Consider the following 25168-nt stretch of genomic DNA (forward strand, 5'->3'; position numbering starts at 1 on the left):
TCGTTCAGTCGGAGGCGCCGCCCGGCGCCTCCGAGGAGGAGCTCCGCCTGCGGATCAGCCACGGCATAGTGAGCCCCTGAACGAAGATCGAGAACGCGACGACGGCGAAGGCGAACACCACGATCTCTGCATGCTCGGGAACGCTGCTGGGAACGGCGAGCGCAAGCGCGAGCGCGAGCGCGCCGCGCAGGCCTCCCCAGAACAGCACATGCTGATCCGATGCGAGGATCCGGAGCGGGGTGAGGCCAAGGATCGCGCAGAGCGGGTAGACCGCGACCGCCCGCCCGAGCAGCACGAGAAGGATCGCGGCGGCCGCGCCCCAGCTGAAAAAGCTGCCCGGCTGATGGGCCTCATGCGCGCCGATCAGGATGAAGATCACCGAGTTCGCCAGGAACGCGGTGTATTCCCAGAACGCCGGGACGTGGACCCGGCCGCCTTCCGAGATCGCGCGTCGCCAGCCGAGGTTCCCCACGAGCAGGCCAGCGGTCAGCGAGGCCAGCACGCCGGACGCATGGAAGCGCTCCGCCAGTAAAAAGGAGCCGTACGCAGCGATGGTGGTGAGGGTGATCTCGACCAGATGGTCTTCGGTGCGCCCCGCGATCAGCAGGACCGCGCCTGCGACCGCCGCGCCGGCGAGCACCCCGCCCGCCACCGTCCAGAGCAGCGACGCCGGGATCCATGCCGGGGAGCCGCCGCTGCCTTCCGCAAAGGCGAGCAGCACGCCGAAGCCCACCGCGGCTGCGCCGTCGTTCAGCAGACTCTCTGATTCCACCAGCAGGCTGAGGCGCGGCTCGACCTTCATCTCCTTGAACGCCGCGATGACGGCGACCGGGTCCGTGGCCGCGATCAGCACGCCGAACAGACCCGCCCCCAGCCAGCTCCAGCCGAGCGCAAAATGCAGCCCCGCCGCCACCACGCCGGCGGCGATCGTCACGCCGACGAAGGCGAGCAGCGCTGTGGCGGGCAGTTCACGGGCGAAGGGCCGCCATTTCAGCTGAAGCGCCGCCTCGAAGACGAGCGGCGGCAGGAACACCGTGAAGATCAGATCCCGGCTCAGCGGAGCCTCAAATCTGAGAGGCAGCGCCGCCAGCGCGAGGCCGGCGACCACCAGTCCGACGCTGTAGGGGAGGCGGAGCCGCCGCGTGATCATCGCTACCAGACAGGCGGTCAGGAGAATGAGGCCAAGGGTGACGACCGAAAGCTGAGCCATGCGCCACATCTAACGGCGCCGCCCGCCACGGCGAGGGCTCCATCTCCGCCAGCCTCGGGAGACGAGCGATCTTCCGCTGGCGCTTCTGATACGTCACTGATATATTAGTGACCGAAGCGATCACCAGCATCGCCATGGGAGGACTTCATGGAACTCGCGCAATCGCCCATGTCAGAGCGCCAGCGCGCGTATCGCGCCAACTACCGTCAGCGCGTCGCCGGCTGGTACAATGGCCTTCTGCACATCGCGATCATCTATGTGATCGGCTTCACGGCCCTCTACGTCTATCTGTCGAATGTCGAGGCGCCGAGCTGGCTCGAGCTCGCGACCGTTCCGGTGACCTTCCTGTTCTGTAACTTCTTCGAGTGGTGGATCCATCGCTACGTGATGCACCGGCCGTCGAAGAATCCGGTGGCGCGCGCGGTCTACAACCGCCACACGCTGCAGCATCACCAGTTCTTCACCGAGCACGAGATGCGCTTCGCGGATCACAGGGATTACCGCGTCACGTTCTTCCCGCCCTATGCGCTTGCGGCCTTCACGCTGATGTCGATTCCGGGGGCGATCGCGCTCGGGTTCATCTTCTCGCCGAACGTCGGCTGGCTGTTCATCACGACGACCACGTCGATCTACATGATCTACGAGTTCATGCACTTCTGCTGCCATGTGGACGAGAACTGGTTCGTGCGGAACATGCCGTTCATCAACACCAACCGGCGCCACCACACCGCCCATCACGACCAGTCGATCATGATGGAGCGCAACATGAACCTGACCTTCCCGATCATGGACTGGCTGTTCGGCACGTCCGACCTGAACCGCGGGCTGATCGGAACGCTCCTCAATGGCTACGACACGCGCTTCGTGAAGAAGGACATGCGGAAGACCTCCCGCACGCCGGGCCGCGAGGCGCCTTCGGGCGCGATGCAGCCGGCGGAGTAAGACGGTGGACGCGGTCGAGCCGAACGTCGCAGCCCTCTGCTGGTTCGCGCTGTTCGCGGCGGTCGCCGGCGTCGGCTTCTATGTTCTGGCCGGCGCCTTCCCGCTCGCGACCCGCGACGATCTCACCGGCAAGGCCACAAGCGTCGCCCTGGTCGCGCTGAACGCGGCCGCGTTCCTGGCGCTCGCCTATGGGGCGCTCACCTTCGGCCTGGCGGAGCTTCGCTGGACAAGCGTGGTGATCGTGAGCGGGCTCGCCGCGCTGTTCACGCCTGCCGTGTTTCACCTCTGGCCGGAACGGTGGAGGGACGGCGCTGCAGGCCTCGCAATCCTGCTTGCGGTGACGGTCGCGGCGCTCGGCGCGCTCCAGGCGGTCGGCGGCGTCTTCGTCGCCTGAACGTCATCAACGAGAAGAAAGGGGAGGAACATGCCGTTCAAGATCAAGATGGGGCTCACCATCATCGTCGGCCTCGCGGCGCTCGCCGGCTTCTTCTTCATGGGCCATCTCGGCAAGACGGGGCCGCAGATCGCGCTGCTGTTCCTCGGGCCGTTCACGATGGGCAGTCTCTGGATTTTTCCTGAGGTGATGAAGACGGCGGCCGATAACAAGCCTGCCACCCGGCGCCGCGCGCTCGAGGGGCAGCCGCGATGACGCTTTATGCCGGCGACCGCACCATCGACGGCATCGCTGTCACGGCGGACGGCGAGCCGCTCGACACCTATGAGGACATGAAGACGTTCTCGCCCAACGGCTTCGAGTGGAGCTACGAGGGGCCTGAGCCGAGCCAGCTCGCCTTCGCGCTGCTTGTCGACCATCTCGGGGACGCCCGCCACGCGGAGGCCTTGGCCGATCGCTTCATGCGCGACGTGGTGGCGAACTTCCAGAACGAGTGGGAGATGTCGTCGGCCGACATCGATCGCGTGCTTGAGGGCTACGGCTCCGCGGCGGCCTGAGCGGCCGCTCGTCATCTCCTGCGCTGCGGACAAGAAGTGCTCCGGACGAGCCGGGCGTCACGCCGCTGCTGCGCCGAAACCCATAAGGCAAGCCATGAACGACGCTCCTGCCGCCGCTCCGAAGCGCGAGAAGCGGACCATCGGCGAGATCCGAGACTCCAAGACCACCGGCGAGAAGATGGTCTACATGTCGGTGCCCGACTACACCTCGGCGAAATGGGCCGAGATGGCGGGCGTCGACGTCGCGGTGGTCGGCGACAGCCTTGCGATGATCGCGCATGGCCACGCCAACACGATCCCGGCCACGATGGACATGATGGTGATGCACGCCCAGGCGATCCGCCGCGGCGCGCCGAACACCTTCGTGCTCGGCTGCATGCCCTATCAGAGCTATCACACCGTCGACCGGGCGCTCGCCAACGCCACCCGCTTCATGCAGGACGCGCTCACCGACGCTGTGAAACCCCAGGGCGGCAAGAGCCAGGCCCACATCCTCAAGGCGCTGGTCGACGCCGGCATACCGACCGCCTCGCACATCGGGCTCACGCCGCACACGATCGCGAACTTCGGCGGCTTCAAGATTCAGGGAAAGACCGCCGACGCCGCCTTCAAGATCCTTCAGGACGCGCTCGCGAGCGAAGATTCCGGCTGCTTCATGCTGGAGTTCGAGGCGGTGCCGGCCCGCATCGCCAAACTGATCTCCGAGCAGCTGACGATCCCGACGATCGGCATCGGCGCCGGCGTCGGGACGGACGGGCAGATCCTGCTCTGCCACGACCTCCTCGGCGTCTTCACCGACTTCAAGCCGAAGTTCACCAAGCGCTACGCCAAGCTCACCGAGGTCGCGGTGGCGGGAATCCGCGACTATGTGCGCGAGGTCAAGGAAGGCGTGTTCCCGGACGACGACCACTCCTATTCGGTGAAGGACGAGGAATACGAGAAGTTCGCCGCCATGGTGGAGCGCCGGAGGCAGATCTGACCGGGGTCAGACGTCCAGCGTCTTGCGAGCGAAGCTCTCGATGTAGTCCATCAACCGGTCCGAGGCTGCAGCCGCGGCCGCGGCGTCCCGAGCGGCGATCGCTTCGGCGACTTCGGCGTGGAGCGTGGCGGAGAGCGACAGGTCGCCAACCTCCCGGTAGTGCTGGTACCAGAAGCGGCGTGACAGCGCCGTCATGTTCGCCATGGCGCGGGCGGCGAATTCGTTGCGGGCGGCTGCGACCACAAGCTGGTTGAAATCACGGTCGAGCCGCATGAAAGCGATGTCGTCGGACGCCTCCGCCGCGGCGCGCATGCCCCGGGCGAGCTCGGCGAAGCGCGCGCGTTCGGCGGCGTCGCCGCGCTCGGCCGCGAGCCGGGCGAGCAGCGATTCCAGCACCCGCCTTGTCTCCAGCAGGCGCAGCTGCGCCTTCAGGTTGATCTCCGAGACCAGGATGCCGCGGCGCGGCGCGACGACGACCAGCCCATCGCGCGCGAGCCGCTGCAGCGCCTCCCGGATCGGCGTGCGGCCGAAGCCGAGCTGCTGCGCGAGCGCCATCTCGCTCAGAAAGGCGCCCGGCGGCAGCTGGAGCGTGCTGATCAATTCCTCGAGCTCGACATAAGCCTGCTCGGTCAGCGTCAGTCCGCCTGAAGGACGACGCGCGGCCGGCTTGGTCTCGGCCTTGCCGCCGGCGCGGCTCGAACGGGCGCTCGTCACGTTCATCGTACCCCGGGCTCGCCGCGGTCGGGAAGCGAACTCCCCGCCGCGCCTCAGTGGCTTAGCACGGCGACCAAACGCCACAAAGGCGCGGGGACGCCTGGAAGACGACTAATATATCAGTTGCATCTCTGGTGGTCGCCGACTAGCCTCCCGCTCAAGAAGCCCAGAAGGGCCCGACTGGGGAAACGCGCAAGCGGGAGGGATACATGACAGACGTAATGCTGCCGTCGGGCGGCGTCGCGACGCATTCCGGCGCGACGTCGCCCTCGGCGGCGGCAGGCGCAGACGTCGCCATCGCCGCCCGCCTCGATCGCCTGCCCATGACCGGCTACCAGAAGATGATCTTCTCGATCATCGCCACCGCGTGGCTGTTCGACTCGATCGACCTCGGGTCGCTGACCTTCCTGCTCGGCTCCATCAAGACAGAGTTCAACCTGACGGCCGTGCAGACAGGGTTGATGTCGTCGATGAGCTTCGTCGGCATGTTCCTGGGCGCGGCCCTGTCGGGCATGCTCGCCGACAAGGTCGGTCGCAAGCTCGTCTTCCAGATCTCGATGATCTTCTGGGGCGCCGGCAGCCTGTGGTGCTACGCGGCGGGCGACGCGACCTCGCTCGGCTATGCGCGGCTGCTGCTCGGCTTCGGCATGGGCATGGAGTTCCCGGTGGCGCTCGCGATCGTCTCGGAATTCGTGCCGACCGCCAAGCGCGGACGTTATTTGGCGATCCTCGAGGGCTTCTGGCCGATCGGGTTCATCGTGGCTGGCCTGATGAGCTGGTTCTTCCTCGCGCATTTCAGCTGGCGCGAGATGTTCCTGGCGCAGGCGGTGCCGGCGCTGTTTCTGCTCGTGGTGCGGTTTTTCGTGCCGGAGAGCCCCCGCTGGCTGGCCGATCAGGGGCGCAACGAAGAAGCCGACAGGGTGATGTCGGACATCGAAGCCAAGGTGCTGGAACGGCTCCCGGCCGGGACCCGGCTGCCCGAGCCGCGTCCTGCGCCGGCGGTTGCGCGCGGCGCCCGACGGTTCTCGTTCCTGGAGCTTTGGGCTCATCCTTATGCGAGCCGCACCGTGATGATCTGGCTCGTCTGGTTCTTCGCGCTGCTCGGCTTCTACGGCCTGACCACTTGGCTCGGTGCGCTGCTGCAGGCCTCCGGCTTCGCCGTGACGAAATCGGTCGAGTACATCGTGCTGATGGCGCTTGCCGGCGTGCCGGGCTTCATTACGGCCGCCTGGCTCGTCGAGGCCTGGGGCCGCAAGGGCACCTGCGCGCTCATGCTGATCGGCTCCGCCGTCGCCGCCTTTGCCTACGGGCACGCGCCCAACTTCACGATGCTGATGGTGTTCGGCCTCATCATGCAGTTCTTCCTGTTCGGCATGTGGTCGACGCTTTACGCCTACACGCCCGAACTCTACCCGACCCGGGCGCGGGCGACTGGAGCGGGCTGCGCCTCCGCGGTCGGTCGGATCGGATCGCTGATCGGTCCGTCGGTGATCGGCGTGGTGCTGCCGTCACTCGGTTCGGGCGGCGTGTTTGCGCTCGGCGCTGGCTCGTTCTTCATCGCCGCGATGGCCGTGTTGGCGCTCGGCGTCGAGACCAAGGGCCGGTCGCTGGAGGAAATCTCCGCCTGAGGCGCATTCTCGCGCGCGGCGGTCGATGCCGCCGCGCGCGAGAGACGTCACTGCCCAGGACCCGCCCTGTCGTCCGGTTCGCCGCGCCAGTCTTCCGCCTTCGGCTTGTCGCCATCCTTATCGGGCTGCTCCACGGGCCGCCCGTCATTCTTAGGGATCGCGCCGGCGCGGCCGGCGTCCTTCGCTCCCGGTTTGCGAGAGTCTTCGCGCTCCTCGCCTCGTGACCGGTCATCCAAAACGCCGTTATCGGCGGACGTCGCGCTCATCGACTGCCTCCCTGCAGCGGTCGCCGGCTCATTTGCGCCGGTCTTCAAAATCCTCCGCTTCCTTTTCAAAGAGGCAGCGGCCTTTAAGTTCCAGGCAGGTCGCGCCGTCTATCGACGGATCGCGCTGCCGGCGACAGCCGTGATCGGCAGAAGGCCGCGGCGCAACCACGGCTCAGCTCCTGCATCTGCCAGGACCGCGTTCGCGCGCCGGTGACTTCTCTACGGGCGCGGAGCAATCGGCCACAGAGGCGCGGCCCTCAGCGCATCAGGGGGTCGAAATCCGTGCCGCCGCTCATCGCGAGCGACAGAACGACATAGACGCCCGCCGCAACGATCAGGGCGGCGATAGCGGTGACGATCGGGTGAGCGCGCGCAAAGGACAGCATTGCGAACTCCAGAGCCGTTCAAGCCAAAACGCGGGAGACAGGCCTCAGCCGGTTCTCCGGCCAGGCTGCGCGGCGCTCAGCAGACTGACGACCTCCTCATCCCCGATCTGGCCGAAATCGTTGTAATGCAGACCGACTGCGCGGAAGTTCGGGGGACTCTGCAGGCAGATCACGTCGTCGGCTTCGCGCCTCAAGCCGACGAGGACATCCGGCGGTGCGACCGGGATGGCGACGATAAGCCGTCGCGGCCTGAGACTGCGGAGCGCCCGCAGCGCCGCTCGGATGGTCCCGCCAGTTGCGATCCCATCGTCGACCAGGACGACATTCCGATCCGTTGGGGAGGAGGGCGGCCGATTCCCCAGATAAGCGCTGCGGCGGCGTTCGATCTCCTTGAGCTGCCGCCTGATCTCCTCCTCCACATAGGCAGCGGAGGGCGCGACGTCGCGCATGACGTCGTCATTGAAGATCACCTGAGGGTTTGACCCGTCCACGACGGCGCCCAAGCCGTATTCCTCGTGGCGTGGGGCGCCGATCTTCCGCACGAGGAGGATGTCCAACTCGGCGCCGAGCGCGCGGGCGACCTCGAATCCGACGGGAACGCCGCCGCGCGGCAGCGCGAGCACCAGCGGGTCCTGGCCGCGCAGAAACTCCAGCGCGAGCGCTAGCCGCCGCCCCGCGTCTCGCCGATCTGCAAAGACGGCCGTTTGCGGCGTCATCGCGTGCGTCTCCTCGAATGGCGAACAGACGGGATCAGCTCTCGGTCATCTGGCTTCGCCTGCCTCACCTGGCAAGGTGATCGGGCGGCGTCAGGCTCCGACCTGCGCCTCTGGCGCGGCGAGGGGCGCTGCGTGATGACGGAAAGGGCTGTCCGCGGGCGAAGTCGGGTGTGACGCCGCCGCCCGCCAATTCGGCCGCCGCGCCGCGGCCGCGCTCACCATTTGCGACCGAAGGCCTGTTCGGCTGTTTTTTTAACGCCTCCGGAACAAGACCTACGTCTAACGGCTTGTTGCGATCAAAGAAGAAGAAGCTGGGAGGCGTGAATGCCCTACAACGTCATCGCCGACCGCGAGGGCCGGTCGGAAATCATCTTCTGCGAAAGCGCCGGCGAAGCGAGCTTTCGCTTAAAGCTGTTGGCTTCGAAGGGCGTCGGACGCGCCCGGGCGATGTCCACGGAAGGCATCGACGTGCCGCTTGACCGGCTGGAGAAGATCGCGCGCTGTGAGATGGCGGATGCAGGCCTGGCCTGTCGGACGCCGGCGAGCGATCGGTTTTCGTCGGCGGCCTGACAAGGGGACGGATCGCCTCGAGCGGCTGAGGAGCGTCCCTGTCGCTACGCGCCGACGCGGCGCATCACGGCGATGCGCACGAGGTCCTGCAGCGTGCTGGCCTTCAGCTTCTCCTTCAGATTGGAGCAGGTGTTGGCGACGGTCTTGTAGCTGACGCCGAGTTCGTCGGCGATCTGGCCATAGGCTTTGCCCTTACCGAGCAGCGCCAGCGTCTGCTGCTCGCGGCCTGTCAGTTCGGACGGGGCGCGCTGCGCCCGGCTGCCGAGCATCGCGACCTGCATCGCCATGTCATGCCCGATATAGGGCTTGCGCTGGCGGACCTTGTCGACCGCCTCAAGGAAGGTCGCCGGCGGGATGTCCTTGGCTACGAAGCCGGTGGCGCCGGCTTTCAGCGCGCGGCTCGCGATCACAGGGTCGCTGTGCATGCTGAAGACCAGCAGCGGCGTCACGTCGTCGTGCAGCCTGAGGCGCCTGATGAAGGACAGGCCGGCGAGGCCAGCGCCGCCGATCGACAGGTCGACCACGATCAGCTCTGGCTTGCTGCGACGATAGATGCGGAAGCCCTGGAGCGCCGTCGTCGCCTCCAGCACCTCGGCGAACCCGGCCTCGAGCAACATGCGACGGCACCCTTCGAGCACGATCGGATGGTCGTCGATGATCAGCGCGCGGCTCAACGAAGCCTCTCCTCGGGCTGCGGAAGCGGGACGACGACCTCGAGCGCCGCGCCCTCCGGAGTTGAACGCAGCCGGAACCTGCCGCGCAGCGCTTGGATCCGCTCGCCCAGTCCGAGCAGGCCGAAGCCGGAGGTGGAGCCAGCCGCAAGGCCCACCCCGTCGTCCGTCACCTGGATCACGAGTTCGGTCCGGTCATCGGTGACCTGTTCCTCGACCCGCACCTCGATGCTTGTGCAGACCGCGTGCCTCAGTGCGTTGGTCACGCCCTCCTGCACGCTGCGGTAGACGGTGAGATCGACCACGGGGCCGTAGCTCGGCTTGAGATCTGCCGGCAGGAACGTGAACCCATGGTTTGGGTGCCGCCTCTCGAACTCAGCGATCAGGCCGCTCAGGACTTCGCCTAGCGGGGCCTCGCCGAGGGCTATCGGCTTCAATCGGCGCAGCAGCTGCCGATTGAGGGTTTGCAGACGATGTGAAATCTCGATCGCGGTCGCGAGCCGCTCTTGCGCCGGCGCGTCCATGGCGCAGTTCGTCGACAGGCCGCTCTTAAGCAGCCCCAGATTGGCCTGCAGGCCGAACAGACAGGGGCCGAGCTCGTCGTGGAGCTCCGCCGCGATCTGCCGGCGCTCGTCGTCTTGCAGGGAGACCATCCGGTGGGAAAGCCGGGCGTTGGTTTCGCGCTCTTCGCCGAGCGCGACCGCGAGCGTGTTGAACCGCTCGGCGAGAGCCGCAAGCTCCTGAACGTGAGGGATCGGCAGCGGTCGCTCGAACCCGCCCCTTCCGAGCGCCGAAAGCCCTTGGGCCAGTGCGCCGAGGGGGGAAAGGATGCGGCGCAGGAGCAGCGCGAACGCGACTAGGCCGAGCGCATTCAGCACCGCGAGAAGGGCGGCGAGGCTCGTCATGTCTTCCCAGACTTCAGCGATCTCGTCGGCCGGTTCGCCCTGGATCGCCACCGTGCCCTGCACCTCGCCGGCGGCCACCACGGGGATCTCCAAGCGCGCGAGAGACGTCTCGATCAGGCCGGCGAACCAGGCGGGCGCCGGCGAGAAGGCCGACGGCCGCACAGGCTCGCGCGACGACACGAGGGAGCCGTCAGGTCGATGCACGGTGATGCGGACGTGGCGAACGCCCGGCAGCGCGAACTGCAGCTCGGCGAGGTCTTCCGAGGGCTCCCGCTGGAAGCCCGCGATCGTCTCCCGCACGAGCGGCTCGGCCATTTCGAGCGAAGCGCCGACCTCGACGCGCGTCGCCTCCCGCGCGTTCAGGATCTCGACGACCGCTGCGGCGAAGCAGCAGCACGCGTCGATGGCGATCACTGCAAGCAGGATCTTTCGCCTGAGGGTCTGGTGAGATCGCCGCGCGCCTGTGGCCCCCACGCGATCCGGCCGGGACACGGCGGCCGGAACGGCTCCGACAAGACTCATCTCTCCACGCCTCACCGCGGCCGCAGGCTCCTCTGGCGAAACAGCTTCAAGGCGCCTTCTCGCACAAGCAAATGACGCGCGGTGACGTCATGCCGCCCGCGCCGAAGCCGGCATGCTCGCTTTTCCGGGCGAACGACGAAAGGGTCTCGGTGAGGACAGGCGCAGATTCGCGCAGGGCGTTCCTGGGGAGCATCTACTCGAACGGAGACTCGGCCGTGATCCGCCGGCCTCAGAGGCCGCGCGCTGCCTCGCGTAGAAGGAGCGGCAGGCCATGGCGCTCCGTCACCTCAATAATGGGGCGGCGGCCTGTCGATGGGCGGGAGGGCGCCGGCTGCGTCCTCGAGGCGCTCACCGAGCTCGGCCACCTGGCGCTTGAGCGCTTCGATCGTCGCCCATTGAGCTGTGATCGTCTGGTTTAGGGCCTCGATCGCCTCGTCCTGATAGGCAATGCGCGTCTCGAGGCTGTCGAGACGCTCTGCGAGTTCGTCCGGGGCGGGGCTCATAGGGGAAGATCTCCCGTCTCAGGGCGAAGGTAGGCTTCCCTTGCCGTAGAACCGGAGGGCCGTCCAGAGACGGCTCTGCTCCCAAGGTGATCAACGCGCATCCTCGAGAGCCGTCGTGCGATCACGGCGGACTCACAGAATTGTGAGTGCAGAAGGGAAGTAGAAGCCCACACGGCCAAATAAGCCTCAGCAGCTTTTGTCTTCATATGATCACTTTCATGGGTAGTTTTTTCGCGTGCGGCGCAGCATGGATGCATCATGGAAGAATACCGACGAAATTCAGGGCGGCGACCGTCTACCGAAGGTCCATGATCGGAAGCGCTTGATCGCGCCCGCACTTGCTGCTTCGGCGCTGCAGCGAAGACGAGAGCCGCATTCTTGCGACTTGTGAGGCGGCAAACTGCCCGTTCGATCCCGATCTCGTGATCGCTGAGCCCCTATCCGGACATTTCGTTGGGATGCCAGATTTTGCATGCCAGCTATGCGTGGTGGGCGCCTCTGTGCGTCGCCTACGCCCGGCGAGGAACTCATAACGGGCCAAAGAGCCCACCAAGGGGCAGGGAAACGCCAGTGACAACACTCTCAACGGCAGCGCCGCAGCCATCCGTCTCGGATTCGAAACGCTGGATCCAGCTCCTTGTCGGCGTCATCTGCATGGTCGCGACCGCGAACATCCAGTACGCCTGGACGCTGTTCGTGCCGGAGATCAAGGAGACCTTCGGCTGGGACCGCGCCAGCATCCAGGTGGCCTTCACTATCTTCGTGCTGGTGCAGACCTGGCTGACGCCCGTCGAGGGCTACTTCATCGACAAATACGGCCCCCGCGCGATGGTCGCCTTCGGCGCGATCTTCATGGGCGCGTCGTGGGTCATCAACTCGCAGGCGACCTCGCTCTGGGGCTTCTACCTCGGTGCGGCGGTCGGCGGCGTAGGCGTCGGCTGCATCTACGCCACCTGCATCAACAACGCGCTGAAATGGTTTCCGGACCGGCGCGGCCTGGCGGTCGGCCTTACCGCCGGCGGCTACGGCGCGGGCTCCGCGGCGACCATCCTGCCCATCGCGGCGATGATCGAATCGAGCGGCTTCCAGTCGACCTTCCTGGTCTTCGGCCTGCTGCAGGGCTCGCTGGCGTTGCTGGCCTCATTGTTCCTGCGCGCGCCCCAGAGCGGCGAGGTCAAGTCGTCCACCAAGCTGAACCAGAGCCGGCGGGACTACACGCTGAAGGAAGCGCTTTCGACCCGACTGTTCTGGCTCATGTTCCTGATGTTCATCTGCGTCGTCACCGGCGGCATGATGGCGGTCGCGCAGCTCGGCGTGATCGCGCAGGACCTCGGCGTCAAGGACTTCAGCGTCAATCTCTACTTCGTGACCATGGCGGCGCTGCCGCTGGCGCTGATGCTCGACCGCATCATGAACGGCGTCTCGCGTCCGCTGTTCGGATGGATCTCCGACAACATCGGTCGCGAAAAAACGATGCTCGTGGCCTTCTCCCTCGAGGGGATGGGCATCATCGCGCTGGGTTACTTCGGCTCCAATCCGTACGCCTTCCTGATCCTCTCGGGCGTGGTCTTCCTGGCCTGGGGCGAGGTCTACTCGCTGTTCTCGGCGCTCGCCGGCGACGCCTTCGGCACCAAGCACATCGGCAAGATCTATGGCGTGCTCTACTGCGCCAAAGGCATCGGCGCGCTGTTCGTGCCGGTCGGCAACCTGCTGATGGAGGCGACCGGGACCTGGTCGACCGTGCTCTACACCGTGGCCGCGATGGACCTCTTCGCCGCATTCCTGGCGATCGTGGTGCTGAGGCCGGTGCTGGCCGAACATGTCCGCAGATCGAGCGCTCCGGCGCCGCAGGCGGCCACGACGGCTGACGTCAATCCGGCGCTCGCGCGCGCCTGACCAGAACTACCCCGCCTCGCTCCCTCGGGGGCGAGGCCACCTCGCGGGCTTCCTCGGAAGCCCGCCTTTTCCGCTGGAGCGGGATCGCCCCAGCGGGCGCCGTTTCACCGTTCGGTCGCCAGAACGGCGGCCTCGCGCAGCGCCCGACGCCCGGCCGGCGTCACGTCCAGCCCTCGGCTGAGGCCTCGACAAGGCCGCGGCGCGCCAGGCCGAAAAGCAGACCGCCATCGAAAATCAGACGCGGGTCTCCATGGGCGACCTGATCCAGAACCGCGCGCTCCTTCGGCGAAAGTTCTCTCGTGGCTTCCTGCATGTCACCCTCCCGACCGCAAAGCGCGTGGAGCGGGCGGAATGTTCCCGCGACCGCACGCTTGCGCCGCGCTCGGAACGAGCCTGATTGTTCGCGAGTTGGCGTCTGGAGCAGTCGCCACTGAACCCGCCTGCGCGGCGCCTCGCCGCAAAGGATCTGGCGGCCGACTTGGGGTCGTGCCGACCCCCAACGAGGGGAGATCAGAATGAACGTTCCACTGGAGATCGCCTTCAAGAATCTTCAGACCTCAGAAGCTCTCGAGAGACTGATCCGCGACCGCGTGGCGCGGCTCGAGCAGAGCCATCCGCGTCTCATGAGCTGCCGCGTCGTGGTCGAGACGCCCTATCGCTCCGCCGCGGGCGGCAAGCAGCCGCTCGGCATCGCCGTGGAGGTGACGCTTCCGGGAGCGAAACCCATCGTCGCCAAGGACAGCCAGGAGCGGCGCGATTCCAAAGGTGACGAGACCGCCTTCGTCACCCGCGCCTTCAAGCGCATCGAGCGTCAGTTGGAGGACGAAGCGGAGATCCGGCGTGGCGACGTCAAGAGCCACGGCTCGGAGGCCGCGCTCGGCAGGGTGGTGCGGCTTTTTCCGGAGCAGAATTACGGCTTCGTCGAATATGCCGGCTTGCCCGACCTCTACTTCACCAGGAACGCCGTCAGCGGCGATGGCTACGACCAGTTGAAGGTCGGCGCCATGGTGCGGGTGACGGTCGCCGCCGGTGAAGGCCCGATGGGGCCGCAGGCGAGCTCCGTCCGCCCGGTCGGCGACATGGCGGACGTTTCCTGACGGGACCGTGCCTGCCAGACCGCGTCACGAGGCGCAGGCGCACACCGAGTCATAGCGCCGGCCGACATACACCAGGCCCTCGGTCGGCGCTCCGCCGCCGACCGAAACCACCTCGCAGAACAGGACCGCGTGCGTCCCCACGTCCACGGCGCTGACGACCCGGCAGTCGAATGAGGCGAGCGCGCCTTCGAGCACCGGGGATCCTGTTCCGCCTGTCGACCACTCCGCCGCGGCGAACCGCTCTTCGGCGGGGGTTTTGCCGCCGAACAGGCCGGAGAGCCCCTGGTGCTCCGGCGCCAGCGTGTTGACGCACAGCACGCCGTTCGCCCGGAACGCTTCGCCGACGGAGCTGTCGCGCCGCACGCAGACCAGCAGCGTCGGCGGCTCGTCCGTCACGCTGCAGACCGCCGTCGCCGTGAAGCCGGCGCGCCCCGCTCGCCCATCGGTGGTGACGACGTTCACGGCCGCCGGGACGCACGCCATGGCGTCCCGGTAGCGCTCCTTCGTCACCAGCGCCTCGCCATTCAGATCGGCCATGGTTCGCTCCGTCCAGCGCGGCGATTAGAAGTCCAGAAGATTGTCGCGAAGCTTTTCGTGCGCGTAGGAGGTGCGCATGAGGCCTCGCTTCTGCAACGCCGGGACGAGCCCGTCGGCGATCTCGATGATGAAGCGCCGGCTCACCCGCAGAACCGGGGTGGTGATCAGGAAGCCATCGCCGCCGACCTCCTCCATGATCTCGCCCATCCGGTCGGCGACGGTGTCGGGCGTGCCGACGAGCTCCACGGAGGACACGAGGCCGCCGCCGCCGTCATAGACGAGCTCGCGCAGGGTCTTGCCGCTGCCCCACTGCTGGAACTTGTCGAGCGTGCCGGACTCGCCGTTGGTCACGAGCTTCTCGGGCAGCGGCTTGTCGAGGTCGTACTTGGCGAAGTCGATCTCCGTGATGGCGGCCAGCGAGGCGAGGGTGTCGACGATGAAGTGCTCGGAGCTCAGCATCCGCTCGTATTTGGCGCGCGCCTCGGCGTCGGTCTCGCCAAGCGTCGGGGTGACGCAGAACATGACCTTGATCGAATCCGGATCACGACCCGCCTTCTCGGCGCGGGCGCGGATGTCCTCGCGAAAGCGCTTCATGTCAGCGACGCCGCTTGCGACTGAGATGATCGAGTCCGCATGGGCGGCGGCGAAGTCCCGGCCCTTGGGCGAAGCGCCGGCCTGCACGTAAAGCGGCTTGCGCTGAGGCGACGGCACGGTGTTCAGCGGGCCGCGCACCTTGTAGTACTTGCCCTCGAAATCGATCGAGTGGACCTTGGTATCGTCGGCGTAAACGCCGGCGTCGCGGTCGAGCACGACGGCGTCCGGCTCCCAGCTTTCAAACAGCTTGCCGACGACCTCCATATATTCGTCCGCCATCTCATAGCGCTGGTCGCGCGGCGGCAGCCGGTCCATGCCGAAGTTCTTCGCCATGAGGTCTTCGGCGCTGGTCACGATGTTCCAGCCGAAACGACCCTTGGTCAGGCTGTCGATGGTCGAGCACAGCCGCGCGAGCAGGAAGGGCGGGTAGGCCATGGTGGACATAGTCGCGATCACGCCGAGCCGCGACGTCGCCATGCCCATTGCGACCGCAAGCGGCGCCGGGTCGTGCTTGGGAACCATCATGCCGTGGTTCAGCGAGGCCTTGGACGAGCCGCCATAGGTCTGCGGCACCATCAGCTTGTCCTCGATCATGATGTAGTCGAAGCAGGCGCGCTCGAGCGTCCGCGCCATCTCGACATAGAACTGGCCGTCCCAGGGATCGCCGCCCTGGCCGAACGGCTCGCGCCACTCGTCCGGCGTGAAGTTCATGAACCAGGCGAGGTGGAAGCGCTTGTCGGCCATCATCCTACTCCGTTGCGTCCGCTGCCCGGCCCGTGTGGGTCCCGCGCCTCAAGCTCGACGCGCTATTGAACATGCGTTTAATATGACGGATCGCGGGCTGTTTGTGCAGCGCAAAAGATGGGCGCCGGGGAATGCCGAAGAGGCTTGAATCTTCAGGGGCGGCGCTCGCCGCTGAGGCGTCCGGTGGGCAGCAGACGGGCGCCGTTCCAAAGCAGCACGCCCGCGGTCCGCGCCGCCGCATGGCGCCGGAAGTCCGCTCTGACCTGATCCTTGACGAGGCGCTGCGGCTGTTCGCGGAGCGGCACCACAGCAACGTCTCGATGCGCGACATCGCGTCCGCGTGCGGCGTCAACGCCGGGCTGATCTACTACTACTTCACCAACAAGGAGCAGCTGTTCGGGCGCGCCCTGGCGCACGCCATCGATCAGCTCCACGCCGGCTATGCGGCCCTGCGGCCGACGGCTTCCGATCCGCGTTCCGAAATGATGGCCTGGCTCGACATGCACATCTCCATCGCGCCGACGCTCGCCCGCATGACGAAGCTCATGGCCGACTATGCGGCTTCGGCTCCGCAGGATCCGCAGGTCGGCGGGTTGATCCGCGACTTCTACGCCCGCGAGCAGGCGCTGCTCGAGGACTGCATCTTCCGCGGGATCGCGGCCGGCCTGTTTGGGGATGTGGACGTGCGAAAGACGGCGCGGATCATCAGCCTTCAGCTCGACGGCATTTTCTACGCCACCGGCAGCCGCGGCGACGACAGGGTCGCGGCCGACATCGAGGATCTCCGGTCGCTGGTCGACAGTCTGCTCCGCGCTCGTGGCGCGGGAGAGCGCGCATGATCGTCGCGGCCTACCAGATGATCGCCGCAGCGGGAGACGTCGCAGCCAACGTCGCTGCGATCGAGGACGCAGCGGAACGGGCTGCGGCGCAGGGGGCCCGAATCCTGGTGGCGCCGGAACTCGCGACCACCGGCTACGGCGCTGGCGACGCCATCCGCTCGCTTGCGGAGCCCGTCGACGGGCCGCAGCTCTCCAGGCTCTCGGCGGCGGCCAAGCGGCTTGGGCTTGCGATCGTCACGGGCTTCGCCGAGCGGAATGGCGGCAGGCTCTACAATGCCGCGGCGTTCCTGTCGCCGGCAGGCTGGACGAAGATCCACCGCAAACAGTTCCTGTACGGCGACTATGAAAAGGCGCTGTTCGCGCCCGCGGACGGGCTGTCGGAGCCGTTCCGCTTCGAGGACGCGACCATCGGCATGAGGGTCTGCTTCGACGTCGAGTTTCCCGAGGCCGTGCGCCCGCTCGCGCTGGCCGGCGCTGACCTCATCCTGGCGCCGACCGCGCTGCCGGCGAGTCCGGGCTCGGATTTCGTGGCGCGCACGCTGATCCCTGCGCGTGCGTTCGAGAACGCCGTCACGCTGGTCTATGCCGACCATGCCGGCAGCGACGCGGCGTTCTGCTACGCCGGCCAGAGCGTGATCGCGCTCGCGGATGGCGGAGAGGCCGCGCGCGCCCCGGCCGAAGGTGAGGCGCTGCTCATGGCCGCGATCGGCCCCGAGGCGGCGGCGCGGGCGCGCGCCGAGAACGATTACATTGGCGAGCTTCGGGCCCGGCTCGAGAGCTGATCCGCCAGAGCTGATCCTTTTCCGACCTTCTGGTCCTTCGGGCTCGGCGGAGACGCCGCGAGCTTCTGCGTGTCGCGGACAGAACAGGTCTGCGCAATCGCTCACTTGAAGGCCTGTGAGAAAAATGCATATTGACCTTGGACAACGTAGAATAAAACAAAAAAATTACGTGCAATAGGAAGCGCCACTCAGCGCGCGGGGCCGTCAGGAGCCTGCATGTCAGCTTCAGAATTTCCCGGACCGGGGCTCACCCCCGACCAGTGGGAGCACATCCAGTCGCTCGCGAAGGCCATCAGCCCCGAGCAGGCGCTCTGGCTGAGCGGCTATTTCGCCGGCGTGCGAGACGCCGAGCGGCGCGAGGCGGGCCGTCCCGCGCTGGCGCCAAACATCCCGGTGGGGCGTCCTGCGGCCGCGGCCAGCGTGGATGAGCGCCGACTGACCATCCTGTTCGGCAGCGAGACCGGCAACAGCCGGGCCTTGGCGCAGGCGCTCTCGGGCGCGGCGCGCGAGGCAGGTCGCCAGCCGACGGTGGTGGACATCGCGGACTACAAGACGCGCGCGCTCCGTGACGAGCAGGATCTCTTGATCGTCGTCAGCACCTATGGGGAAGGCGACCCGCCCCAGGGCGCCGCGGATTTCTTCGAGTTCCTCGACAGCCGCAAGGCGCCGAAGCTTCCGGATCTGCGCTTCGCCGTTCTGGCGCTCGGCGACTCGACCTATGAGCGCTACTGCGAGGCTGGCAAGCGGCTCGACCGGCGGCTCGAGGAGCTCGGCGCCACCCGGATTCAGCCGCGGGTCGACTGCGACGTCGACTATGACGAGCCCGCCGCCGCCTGGACGGCCGACATCATCGCGAAGATCGCGAAGCAGAGCGGGGCCAATGGGGCGGCCGCGACCGTGCTGGCCGATGCGCCGCATGTCGCGGGCCCGGCCTCGCCGGCGCTCTATGACAAGCGCAATCCCTTCCCTGCGACGGTTTTGGAAAACCTCGTCCTGACCGGCCGCGGCTCGACGAAGGAGACGCGGCATGTCGAGCTCTCGCTCGAAGGTTCGGGCCTGATCTACGAGCCCGGCGACGCGCTCGGGCTGATGCCGAAGAATGATCCTCAGCTGGTCGAGATCCTGCTGGCTGCGCTGAAGCTGGACGGGTCCGCTCCGGTCGAGATCAAGGGCCGCGCCTCCACGATCGCCGAGGCGTTCGAGAGCGGGTTCGAGATTTCCGCCGCCACGCCTCGCTTCCTGGAGCATTGGGCGAAGCTGTCGGGCGCAGACCAGCTTGCGCGGCTCGCCGGCGAGGAAGCGACCGCCGAGAGGACGGCCTTCCTGCGCCAGAACCATGTGGTCGATATCGTGCGCGCCTACCCGGTCGCGGGCCTCGAGGCCCAGGCGCTGGTCGCTGGCCTGCGGCCGCTCCAGCCGCGGCTGTACTCGATCGCGTCGAGCCTCGCCGCCGCGCCCGAAGAGGCTCATCTGACCGTCTCGACGGTGCGCTACGATCTGAATGGCGAACCCCGCTCCGGCGTCGCCTCCGGTCATCTCGCGGCGCGCGCCACGCCCGATGCGACTCTCCCGGTCTATGTGCAGGCCAATCCACATTTCCGGCTGCCGACCGACGACCGCCCGATCATCATGATCGGCGCCGGCACTGGCGTTGCGCCCTACCGCGCATTTCTGCAGGAGCGCGAAGCCCGCGGGGCCGAAGGCCGCAACTGGCTGTTCTTCGGCGAGCGCAACTTCCGCAGCGACTTCCTCTACCAGACCGAGTGGCAGGGCTGGCTGAAGGATAAGCTGCTGACCCGGATGGACGTCGCCTTCTCGCGAGACCGCGCCACCAAGGTCTATGTGCAGGACAAGCTCCGCGCGCAGGCCAAGGAGGTCTTCGCCTGGCTTGAGCAGGGCGGGCATGTCTATGTCTGCGGCGACGCGGCCCATCTCGCGCCGGACGTTCACGAGAGCCTCATTGGGGTGGTGCAGGACCAAGGCGGGGTCGCGCGCGACGCCGCGGAGGAGTATGTCCGCAATCTCCAGCGCGATCACCGCTACCAGAGAGACGTCTACTGAGCCCCGACATGACCGAGACCAGCCATCCGGCGGTCGACCGCAGCCGCGACATCTCCCAGCCGCTCGACCGGCTCGGGCCGGACGAAACCCTGAAGGCGACCAGCGACCAGCTGCGCGGCACGATCGCGCTCGGGTTGCTCGACGAGATCACCGGCAGCGTCACGCCGGAAGACAATAAGCTGATGAAGTTCCACGGCATCTACATGCAGGATGACCGTGACATCCGCGATGAGCGCCGGCGCCAGAAGCTGGAGCCCGCCTACACCTTCATGATCCGGGTGCGCATGCCGGGCGGCGTCTGCTCGCCCGCTCAGTGGCTGAAGCTGGACGAGCTCGCCCGAGCCTATGGCGGCGACACCATCCGGTTGACCACGCGCCAGACGGTGCAGTTCCACTGGGTTCTGAAGGAGAATCTCAGGCCGACCATCCAGAAGCTCCATGAGGCGCTGCTCGACTCCATCGCGGCCTGCGGGGACGTCCCCCGCGGCGTCATGTGCTCCGTCGATCCGAGGCTCTCGAGGCTGCACGCCCAGGTTTACGCCGCCGCCAGCCGCACGAGCGCGCACGCGATCCCGAACCAGCGCGCCTATCACGAGATCTGGTACGGCGAGGAGCGGGTCGCGACGTCAGAGCCGGAGGAGCCCTTCTTCGGCAGGCAGTACCTGCCGCGCAAGTTCAAGATCGGGTTCGTGATCCCGCCGTCGAACGACATCGACGTCTACACGCAGGATCTCGGTTTCATCGCAATCGCCGAGGCCGGCGAGCTCAAGGGTTTCGACGTCTCGATCGGCGGCGGCATGGGCCGCACCGATCAGGCGCCGGAGACCTACCCGCGGCTCGCCGACGTCGTCGGCTTCATCCCGGCCGAAAAAGTGCTCGCGGCCACCGACGCCGTGATGAGCGTCCAGCGCGACTATGGCGACCGCACAAACCGCGCCCATGCGCGCTTCAAATACACCATCGACGACAAGGGCCTTGGCTGGATCAAGGCCGAGATCGAACGCCGCATGGGCTTCGCGTTCGAGCCTGCGCGGCCCTTCTCGTTCCGCTCGAACGGCGATGAGTTCGGCTGGGTCGAGGGCGAGGACGGCCTTTGGCACCACACCCTGTTCATCGAGAACGGCCGCGTCATAGACCATGGCGAGAAGCGCCTGATGGACGGCCTGCGCGAGATCGCGCGGGTCCACAAGGGCGCTTTCCGCCTGACGCCGAACCAGAACCTCTGCATCTCGGATGTCGCGCCGGAGGATCGGCCCCGGATCGACGCGCTGCTTTCCGAGTATGGGCTTGTGGAGACGCGCAGCGCTCTCCGGCTCAACTCGATCGCCTGCGTGGCGCTGCCGACCTGCGCGCTCGCCATGGCGGAGAGCGAGCGCTACCTGCCGACGCTGATCGACCGGATCGAATCCATTCTCGACGCGCATGGTCTGCGCGAGGAGCCGATCACGATCCGTATGAGCGGCTGTCCCAACGGTTGCTCGCGGCCCTATGTGGCGGAGATCGGCCTGTCGGGCCGCGCGCCCGGCAAGTACAATCTCTACCTTGGCGGCGGCTTTCACGGGCAGCGTCTCAACAAGATGCATCTCGAGAATGTCGGCGAGCAGAAGATCCTCGAGACGCTCGACGAGATCATCGGCCGCTACGCCGCCGAGCGCGGCGCCGACGAACGTTTCGGTGACTTCGCGATCCGCGCCGGCTACGTGCCGGAGGTGACGGAAGGCCGCTTCTTCAACGCGTGAACAAGACAGCTTCTCGAAGGGGGAACGCTATGTCGCTGCAACTCGGACAGATCGCGCCGGACTTCGAGCAGGACAGCACCGAGGGCCGCATCAAGTTCCACGATTGGCTGGGCTCCTCCTGGGGCGTCCTGTTCAGCCATCCGAAGAACTTCACGCCGGTCTGCACGACCGAACTCGGCGAGGTCGCCCGGCTGAAGCCGGAGTGGGAAAAGCGAAACGTCAAAGTGCTCGGCCTGTCGGTCGATCCGCTCGAAGCCCATGGCGCCTGGAGCGTCGACATCGAGGAAACGCAGGGCCACGCGCTGAACTTCCCGCTCCTGGCCGACGCGGACAAGAAGGTGTCCGAGCTTTACGGCATGATCCATCCGGAAGCCGACCCGACCGTCACCGTCCGGTCCGTCTTCGTGATCGACCCGAACAAGAAGATCCGGTTGATCCTGACCTATCCGCCGAGCGCCGGGCGCAATTTTTCCGAGATCCTGCGCGTCATCGACAGCCTGCAGCTGACCGACCGCGAGAAGGTTTCGACGCCGGTGAATTGGGAGAAGGGCGAGCCCGTGATCATCGCTCCGAGCGTGTCCAACGAGGACGCGAAGGCCCGCTATCCGCAGGGCTGGAAGGAGCTGCGGCCTTATCTGCGGGTCGTGGAGCTCAAGGACTGAGCTGTCAGGGCCCGGACCCGGCCGCCCGGAGACGGGCGGCTGGGAAGCGGGCCGTCACCAGTTGTCGTCGCGCTGGTGTTCCTTGCACGTGTAGCCGATGAAGCAGTTGCGCTCGTCGGCCGTCGAGATCCAGGCGGCTTCGGTGTCCTCGGTGGGCTCGCAGTAGCGCCCGCCGCTGACGAACCGGTCATAGGTCGAAGGGCCGGTGCTGATCACGACCGCGCCCCGGGCGCGGATCAGTTCCTGTACGGCGCGGCACGCCATGCCAGGCGCGTAGGGTCTCGCGGCGGCTGCGCCGGTCGCCATGGACGCGAGCAGGAGGGCGGCAAGCGCCGTGACGGGCGTTCTCATGGCTGCATAAACCTGGCGGCCCTCCGCGGGTTCCTGATCCATCATCGTGCTGTCGCGCTTCGATGATGTCGAACAGTTTGGGCCTTCTCTAACTTGTGGCCAGCGCGATGTCCGAGCCACGCGCCCGATATCGCCAGGTCGGAACCAATAGCCCCGACCCCACCGCAAAGCCGAGAATGGAGACGACCGCGAGGCTCGCCGCCACGTGAGGCGCGTCCAGCAGCGCCTCGACATGACGCACCAGCAACAGCAGCCACGCGCCCGTCATGATCGCCCCGAACGCGAACGCGAACGCGACCGCGCGCCGCGAGACGCGTTCGGTCCGCTCCGCCCTGTCAGGAGCCCCCACAAGCATCTGGGATGCGGCCTGGATCGCCAGCGCGAAGGGGGCGGCCACGATCAGATCGATGACGTAGTGTTCTCCAAGGATCAATGTTGAGCACAAGGTGAGGACGAGAAATACGGAGCAGCATCCCCGCGCCACATGCCCCATGTCCCGCGAATTCAGGAAGATCAGCAGCGCCCATGTCGTATGCAGCGACGGCATTCCGTTTCGGATGAATTCCACCGGAACCGGGACGGGCGCGACGTCTGGTTGCAGATCAGGCTGCATCATGAAAGCGTACAAGGGTCCCGCCGCTGGAAACAGGTGATAGAGAGCGCTGCCGAAGACGCCGGCGAGAATGAACGCCACGGTCGCGACGAACCATCCTCTGTCGCCGCGCCTGATCTTGCACATGATCAGGAGGCCGAGCGCCAAGGTGATCGAGGAGTAGCTGCTGAATATCACGACGCGGATCGGCATCGACAAAAGCAGAGCCCGCGCGCCTTCGTAGAAGCCAGCGGGGATGCCTATCGAGCGGTCCACCAGAAGGGCTCGGCCATCGAACGTCTCGGGATAGGCCGTGGTCAATCGCTGGAAGAGCGGGCAGATCAACTGAGCGATCGGCGCCAGGAGACCTGCGCATAAGACAAAGCCCGTTTGCCGCCTCTCCTGCCCATTAAAGGTGAGCTTGAAGACCAGCACGAAGAACGCGCCGGCCCCGATGCCGGTGATGATTGGAAGATCCGGCAGGCGCAGCGCGATCTGAAGCGCTCCAGCAGTCAGGAATCCGACCAGCAAGGCCGCAATAATGGCGCGCCGATCTCTCTGAAAAATCCAGATCGCGCAAGGGATTCCGAGAAACGCCCAGGGTCCGACGTCGAACAGGATCGCGCCGAACATCAGGTATTCGGTGGCCTTACAGGCGGCCGCGAAGATCAGTCCGGCCAGAGCGAGCCCGATGATCAGCGTATCGTCGCCACTCGAGGCCCGCAGCAGATTGGTGGGCATCGTCAGCGGCTCCGGTCGTGGCGTGATCACGAAGTTATCGGCGCAATGCGTTAAAGATTGCCTGTACTGTTCTGGACTGTGTTCAGTCGAGGACAGCTCCAGATAGGGATACCGCCTTCCTCCACTTGCTCCGAACGATGCACTGTTCTAGCGGCCACTGATCGCGGCGCGCTCGTTGGCCTGTGCGGCGGCACTTCTTCGACGCGCTAAAGGGACGCGAGATTCAGCCGATTGGTTTTCGCCCCGCTCGGCGGCGTGCTACACGCCCGATCCAGGCTCACGGTCGAGGACGCATGCCAAGAACGATCCTCGACATCACGCGCCTCCTGACGCGCGCCGGCCATCCAGTCGCCACGGGCGTGGACCGGGTGGAGTTCGCCTATGCCAAACGCCTGCTGTCCTCGCCGGGCGAGAGACGCGGCTTTGCGGCGATCGTCGGCGGCAGAACGGTTGCGTTGCCGGCGGAGCCGGTCGCCCGCTTCATAGAAGCCGTGGATGCGAAGTGGCGCGTCGGAGCAGGAGATCCGGTCGCCGCGCGTCGGGTGGCGGAATGGCTGGGGGCGCCGTACCCCGAGCAGGCGGCTGAACCTTCGGAGGCCGGAGACGCCGGCAGACGGGCGCTGTGGCTTCGGACGAAGGCGGCGCTCACGAGACGACCCTCAGTCGGCGCCGGAGATGTCTATGTCCATGTCTCGCACCTCCGTCTTGACCGCCCCGAGGTGTTCGCGGGCGTTCGAAAGACCGGCGCCGCACTCGTTATTATGGTGCATGACCTCATCCCGATCCGTTTCCCGGAGTACGGCCGGGCAGGGGAGGCGGAGCGACACGCGCGCCGCATGACGACCGCGCTCCAGCACGCCAGCACGCTGATCGCGAATTCGGCCGACACGGCGCGTAACGTCGCCGCCTATGCGGCGGAGAGCGGTCACGCCGTTCCCCACATGGTGGCGGCGCCGCTTGGAGTGGAAAGCGGGTTTGCGCGCGCTGCTCCCGCGCTTGCTGCCGAGCGCCCGTATTTCGTCGCGCTCGGCACCATCGAGCCGCGGAAGAACCATCTCCTGCTGCTCCACGTCTGGCGGAGATTGGCGGAGCGGCTGGGCGCCGCCACGCCTCGTCTGGTGCTGGTCGGGCGTCGGGGGTGGGAGAACGAGATGGTGATCGATCTTCTGGAGCGCTGCCCGGCCATCCGCGCCCATGTGATGGAGGTCAACGATCTTCCGGACGTCGCGCTCGCTTCGCTGGTGCGCGGCGCGCGGGCGTTGCTGTTCCCGAGCTTCAGCGAAGGGTTTGGGCTGCCTCTGGCGGAGACGCTGGCTATGGGCGCGTCCGCCATCGTCTCCGACCTGCCCGTCTTCCGAGAGATCGCCGGCGATCTCGCGCTGCGGCTGGACCCGCTGGACGGCCCCGCCTGGGAGAAGGCCGTCCTGACCTATGCGGCGGAGCCCGCCGGGCGTGGACAAGGCGCGACCGGCTATCGGCCGCCGAGCTGGGACGACCATTTCCGGCTTCTGGAGGCCGAAGGCGTGATCGTTTAGGCCGGAGCCCGAGGCCGAGACGCGGCTTGGCGGAG

The 25168-nt window shown here is 66.9% G+C and carries 27 protein-coding genes; 15 read left to right on the forward strand and 12 right to left on the reverse strand.

The features are described from left to right. Window positions 1-4: 4 nt before the first annotated feature. A complete protein-coding gene (locus VM780_RS08700; RefSeq protein ID WP_325446875.1) occupies window positions 5-1210 on the reverse strand; it encodes a cation:proton antiporter in 1206 nt (401 codons plus the stop codon). A gap of 147 nt (window positions 1211-1357) precedes the next feature. On the opposite strand from VM780_RS08700, the gene VM780_RS08705 reads away from it, so the two are divergent. From VM780_RS08705 to panB, 5 genes are all read left to right on the forward strand, one after another. After that, window positions 1358-2152 carry a sterol desaturase family protein gene (locus VM780_RS08705; protein ID WP_325446876.1) on the forward strand — a complete coding sequence of 265 codons (795 nt, stop codon included), beginning with the start codon at window positions 1358-1360 and terminating at the stop codon, window positions 2150-2152. Window positions 2153-2156: 4 nt separating this feature from the next. Next, window positions 2157-2546 (forward strand): hypothetical protein, encoded by a 390-nt coding sequence (locus VM780_RS08710; RefSeq protein ID WP_325446877.1) that lies wholly within the window; start codon window positions 2157-2159, stop codon window positions 2544-2546. Between the two features lie 30 nt (window positions 2547-2576). Further along, window positions 2577-2801, forward strand: a complete 225-nt coding sequence (locus tag VM780_RS08715; protein ID WP_325446878.1) for a hypothetical protein — start codon at window positions 2577-2579, stop codon at window positions 2799-2801. After that, window positions 2798-3103 carry a DUF6166 domain-containing protein gene (locus VM780_RS08720; protein ID WP_325446879.1) on the forward strand — a complete coding sequence of 102 codons (306 nt, stop codon included), beginning with the start codon at window positions 2798-2800 and terminating at the stop codon, window positions 3101-3103. Before VM780_RS08715 ends, VM780_RS08720 begins: the two co-directional genes overlap by 4 nt. Window positions 3104-3197: 94 nt before the next feature. Continuing rightward, a complete protein-coding gene (gene panB, locus VM780_RS08725) occupies window positions 3198-4082 on the forward strand; it encodes a 3-methyl-2-oxobutanoate hydroxymethyltransferase (RefSeq protein ID WP_325446880.1) in 885 nt (294 codons plus the stop codon). A 6-nt stretch (window positions 4083-4088) separates the two neighbouring features. Here panB and VM780_RS08730 read toward each other — a convergent pair whose 3' ends face one another. After that, the gene (locus tag VM780_RS08730) at window positions 4089-4802 is read right to left on the reverse strand and encodes a GntR family transcriptional regulator (RefSeq protein WP_325446881.1); all 714 of its coding nucleotides are present in this window, start codon (window positions 4800-4802) and stop codon (window positions 4089-4091) included. 203 nt (window positions 4803-5005) lie between these two features. Between VM780_RS08730 and VM780_RS08735 the strand changes: the two genes are divergently transcribed. Continuing rightward, window positions 5006-6424, forward strand: a complete 1419-nt coding sequence (locus tag VM780_RS08735) for an MFS transporter (protein ID WP_325446882.1) — start codon at window positions 5006-5008, stop codon at window positions 6422-6424. 523 nt (window positions 6425-6947) lie between these two features. Here the strand turns inward: VM780_RS08735 and VM780_RS08740 are convergent. Together VM780_RS08740 and VM780_RS08745 are read right to left on the reverse strand one after the other, a co-directional pair. Next, on the reverse strand, window positions 6948-7076 hold the full coding sequence (locus VM780_RS08740) for a hypothetical protein (RefSeq protein WP_325446883.1): 129 nt from the start codon (window positions 7074-7076) through the stop codon (window positions 6948-6950). A gap of 44 nt (window positions 7077-7120) precedes the next feature. Next, complete coding sequence (locus tag VM780_RS08745) at window positions 7121-7792, reverse strand: phosphoribosyltransferase (protein ID WP_325446884.1); 672 nt, start codon at window positions 7790-7792, stop codon at window positions 7121-7123. Window positions 7793-8116: 324 nt separating this feature from the next. On the opposite strand from VM780_RS08745, the gene VM780_RS08750 reads away from it, so the two are divergent. Next, complete coding sequence (locus tag VM780_RS08750; RefSeq protein WP_325446885.1) at window positions 8117-8362, forward strand: hypothetical protein; 246 nt, start codon at window positions 8117-8119, stop codon at window positions 8360-8362. A 44-nt stretch (window positions 8363-8406) separates the two neighbouring features. Here VM780_RS08750 and VM780_RS08755 read toward each other — a convergent pair whose 3' ends face one another. The 3 genes from VM780_RS08755 to VM780_RS08765 form a co-directional block, all read right to left on the reverse strand. After that, on the reverse strand, window positions 8407-9036 hold the full coding sequence (locus tag VM780_RS08755) for a response regulator transcription factor (protein ID WP_325446886.1): 630 nt from the start codon (window positions 9034-9036) through the stop codon (window positions 8407-8409). Further along, complete coding sequence (locus VM780_RS08760) at window positions 9033-10460, reverse strand: histidine kinase (protein ID WP_325446887.1); 1428 nt, start codon at window positions 10458-10460, stop codon at window positions 9033-9035. The genes VM780_RS08755 and VM780_RS08760 overlap by 4 nt, the downstream gene beginning before the upstream one ends. 287 nt (window positions 10461-10747) lie before the next feature. After that, a complete protein-coding gene (locus VM780_RS08765) occupies window positions 10748-10963 on the reverse strand; it encodes a SlyX family protein (RefSeq protein ID WP_325446888.1) in 216 nt (71 codons plus the stop codon). Between the two features lie 654 nt (window positions 10964-11617). On the opposite strand from VM780_RS08765, the gene oxlT reads away from it, so the two are divergent. Then, complete coding sequence (gene oxlT, locus VM780_RS08770; protein ID WP_414652807.1) at window positions 11618-12859, forward strand: oxalate/formate MFS antiporter; 1242 nt, start codon at window positions 11618-11620, stop codon at window positions 12857-12859. Window positions 12860-13019: 160 nt separating this feature from the next. Here oxlT and VM780_RS08775 read toward each other — a convergent pair whose 3' ends face one another. Beyond that, complete coding sequence (locus VM780_RS08775) at window positions 13020-13172, reverse strand: hypothetical protein (protein ID WP_325446889.1); 153 nt, start codon at window positions 13170-13172, stop codon at window positions 13020-13022. A 202-nt stretch (window positions 13173-13374) separates the two neighbouring features. Here VM780_RS08775 and VM780_RS08780 point away from each other — a divergent pair, with 202 nt between their 5' ends. Beyond that, the gene (locus VM780_RS08780; RefSeq protein WP_325446890.1) at window positions 13375-13956 is read left to right on the forward strand and encodes an HPF/RaiA family ribosome-associated protein; all 582 of its coding nucleotides are present in this window, start codon (window positions 13375-13377) and stop codon (window positions 13954-13956) included. 24 nt (window positions 13957-13980) lie between these two features. Here VM780_RS08780 and VM780_RS08785 read toward each other — a convergent pair whose 3' ends face one another. Next, window positions 13981-14493, reverse strand: coding sequence for a flavin reductase (locus tag VM780_RS08785; protein WP_325446891.1), 513 nt, complete (start codon window positions 14491-14493; stop codon window positions 13981-13983). Between the two features lie 24 nt (window positions 14494-14517). Continuing rightward, window positions 14518-15831, reverse strand: a complete 1314-nt coding sequence (locus VM780_RS08790; protein WP_325446892.1) for an NtaA/DmoA family FMN-dependent monooxygenase — start codon at window positions 15829-15831, stop codon at window positions 14518-14520. Window positions 15832-16070: 239 nt separating this feature from the next. Here VM780_RS08790 and VM780_RS08795 point away from each other — a divergent pair, with 239 nt between their 5' ends. The 5 genes from VM780_RS08795 to VM780_RS08815 all read left to right on the forward strand — a co-directional run bounded on the left by VM780_RS08795 (window position 16071) and on the right by VM780_RS08815 (window position 21914). After that, the gene (locus VM780_RS08795; RefSeq protein ID WP_325446893.1) at window positions 16071-16670 is read left to right on the forward strand and encodes a helix-turn-helix domain-containing protein; all 600 of its coding nucleotides are present in this window, start codon (window positions 16071-16073) and stop codon (window positions 16668-16670) included. Next, on the forward strand, window positions 16667-17452 hold the full coding sequence (locus VM780_RS08800) for a nitrilase-related carbon-nitrogen hydrolase (RefSeq protein ID WP_325446894.1): 786 nt from the start codon (window positions 16667-16669) through the stop codon (window positions 17450-17452). The genes VM780_RS08795 and VM780_RS08800 overlap by 4 nt, the downstream gene beginning before the upstream one ends. 216 nt (window positions 17453-17668) lie before the next feature. After that, window positions 17669-19513, forward strand: coding sequence for an assimilatory sulfite reductase (NADPH) flavoprotein subunit (locus tag VM780_RS08805; protein WP_325446895.1), 1845 nt, complete (start codon window positions 17669-17671; stop codon window positions 19511-19513). Window positions 19514-19521: 8 nt separating this feature from the next. Continuing rightward, window positions 19522-21252 (forward strand): assimilatory sulfite reductase (NADPH) hemoprotein subunit, encoded by a 1731-nt coding sequence (gene cysI / locus VM780_RS08810; protein ID WP_325446896.1) that lies wholly within the window; start codon window positions 19522-19524, stop codon window positions 21250-21252. Between the two features lie 29 nt (window positions 21253-21281). After that, window positions 21282-21914, forward strand: coding sequence for a peroxiredoxin (locus VM780_RS08815; RefSeq protein WP_325446897.1), 633 nt, complete (start codon window positions 21282-21284; stop codon window positions 21912-21914). A gap of 54 nt (window positions 21915-21968) precedes the next feature. Here the strand turns inward: VM780_RS08815 and VM780_RS08820 are convergent, their stop codons facing one another. Both VM780_RS08820 and VM780_RS08825 read right to left on the reverse strand, forming a co-directional pair. Then, the gene (locus VM780_RS08820) at window positions 21969-22265 is read right to left on the reverse strand and encodes a hypothetical protein (protein ID WP_325446898.1); all 297 of its coding nucleotides are present in this window, start codon (window positions 22263-22265) and stop codon (window positions 21969-21971) included. 88 nt (window positions 22266-22353) lie between these two features. After that, the gene (locus VM780_RS08825; protein ID WP_325446899.1) at window positions 22354-23598 is read right to left on the reverse strand and encodes a phosphatase PAP2 family protein; all 1245 of its coding nucleotides are present in this window, start codon (window positions 23596-23598) and stop codon (window positions 22354-22356) included. 293 nt (window positions 23599-23891) lie between these two features. Between VM780_RS08825 and VM780_RS08830 the strand changes: the two genes are divergently transcribed. Further along, window positions 23892-25133: a glycosyltransferase family 1 protein gene (locus VM780_RS08830; protein WP_325446900.1), complete on the forward strand. Its 1242-nt coding sequence runs from the start codon at window positions 23892-23894 to the stop codon at window positions 25131-25133. Window positions 25134-25168 lie beyond the last annotated feature (35 nt).

The sequence above is a fragment of the Hansschlegelia sp. genome (assembly GCF_035538955.1).
GTDB lineage: Bacteria > Pseudomonadota > Alphaproteobacteria > Rhizobiales > Methylopilaceae > Methylopila.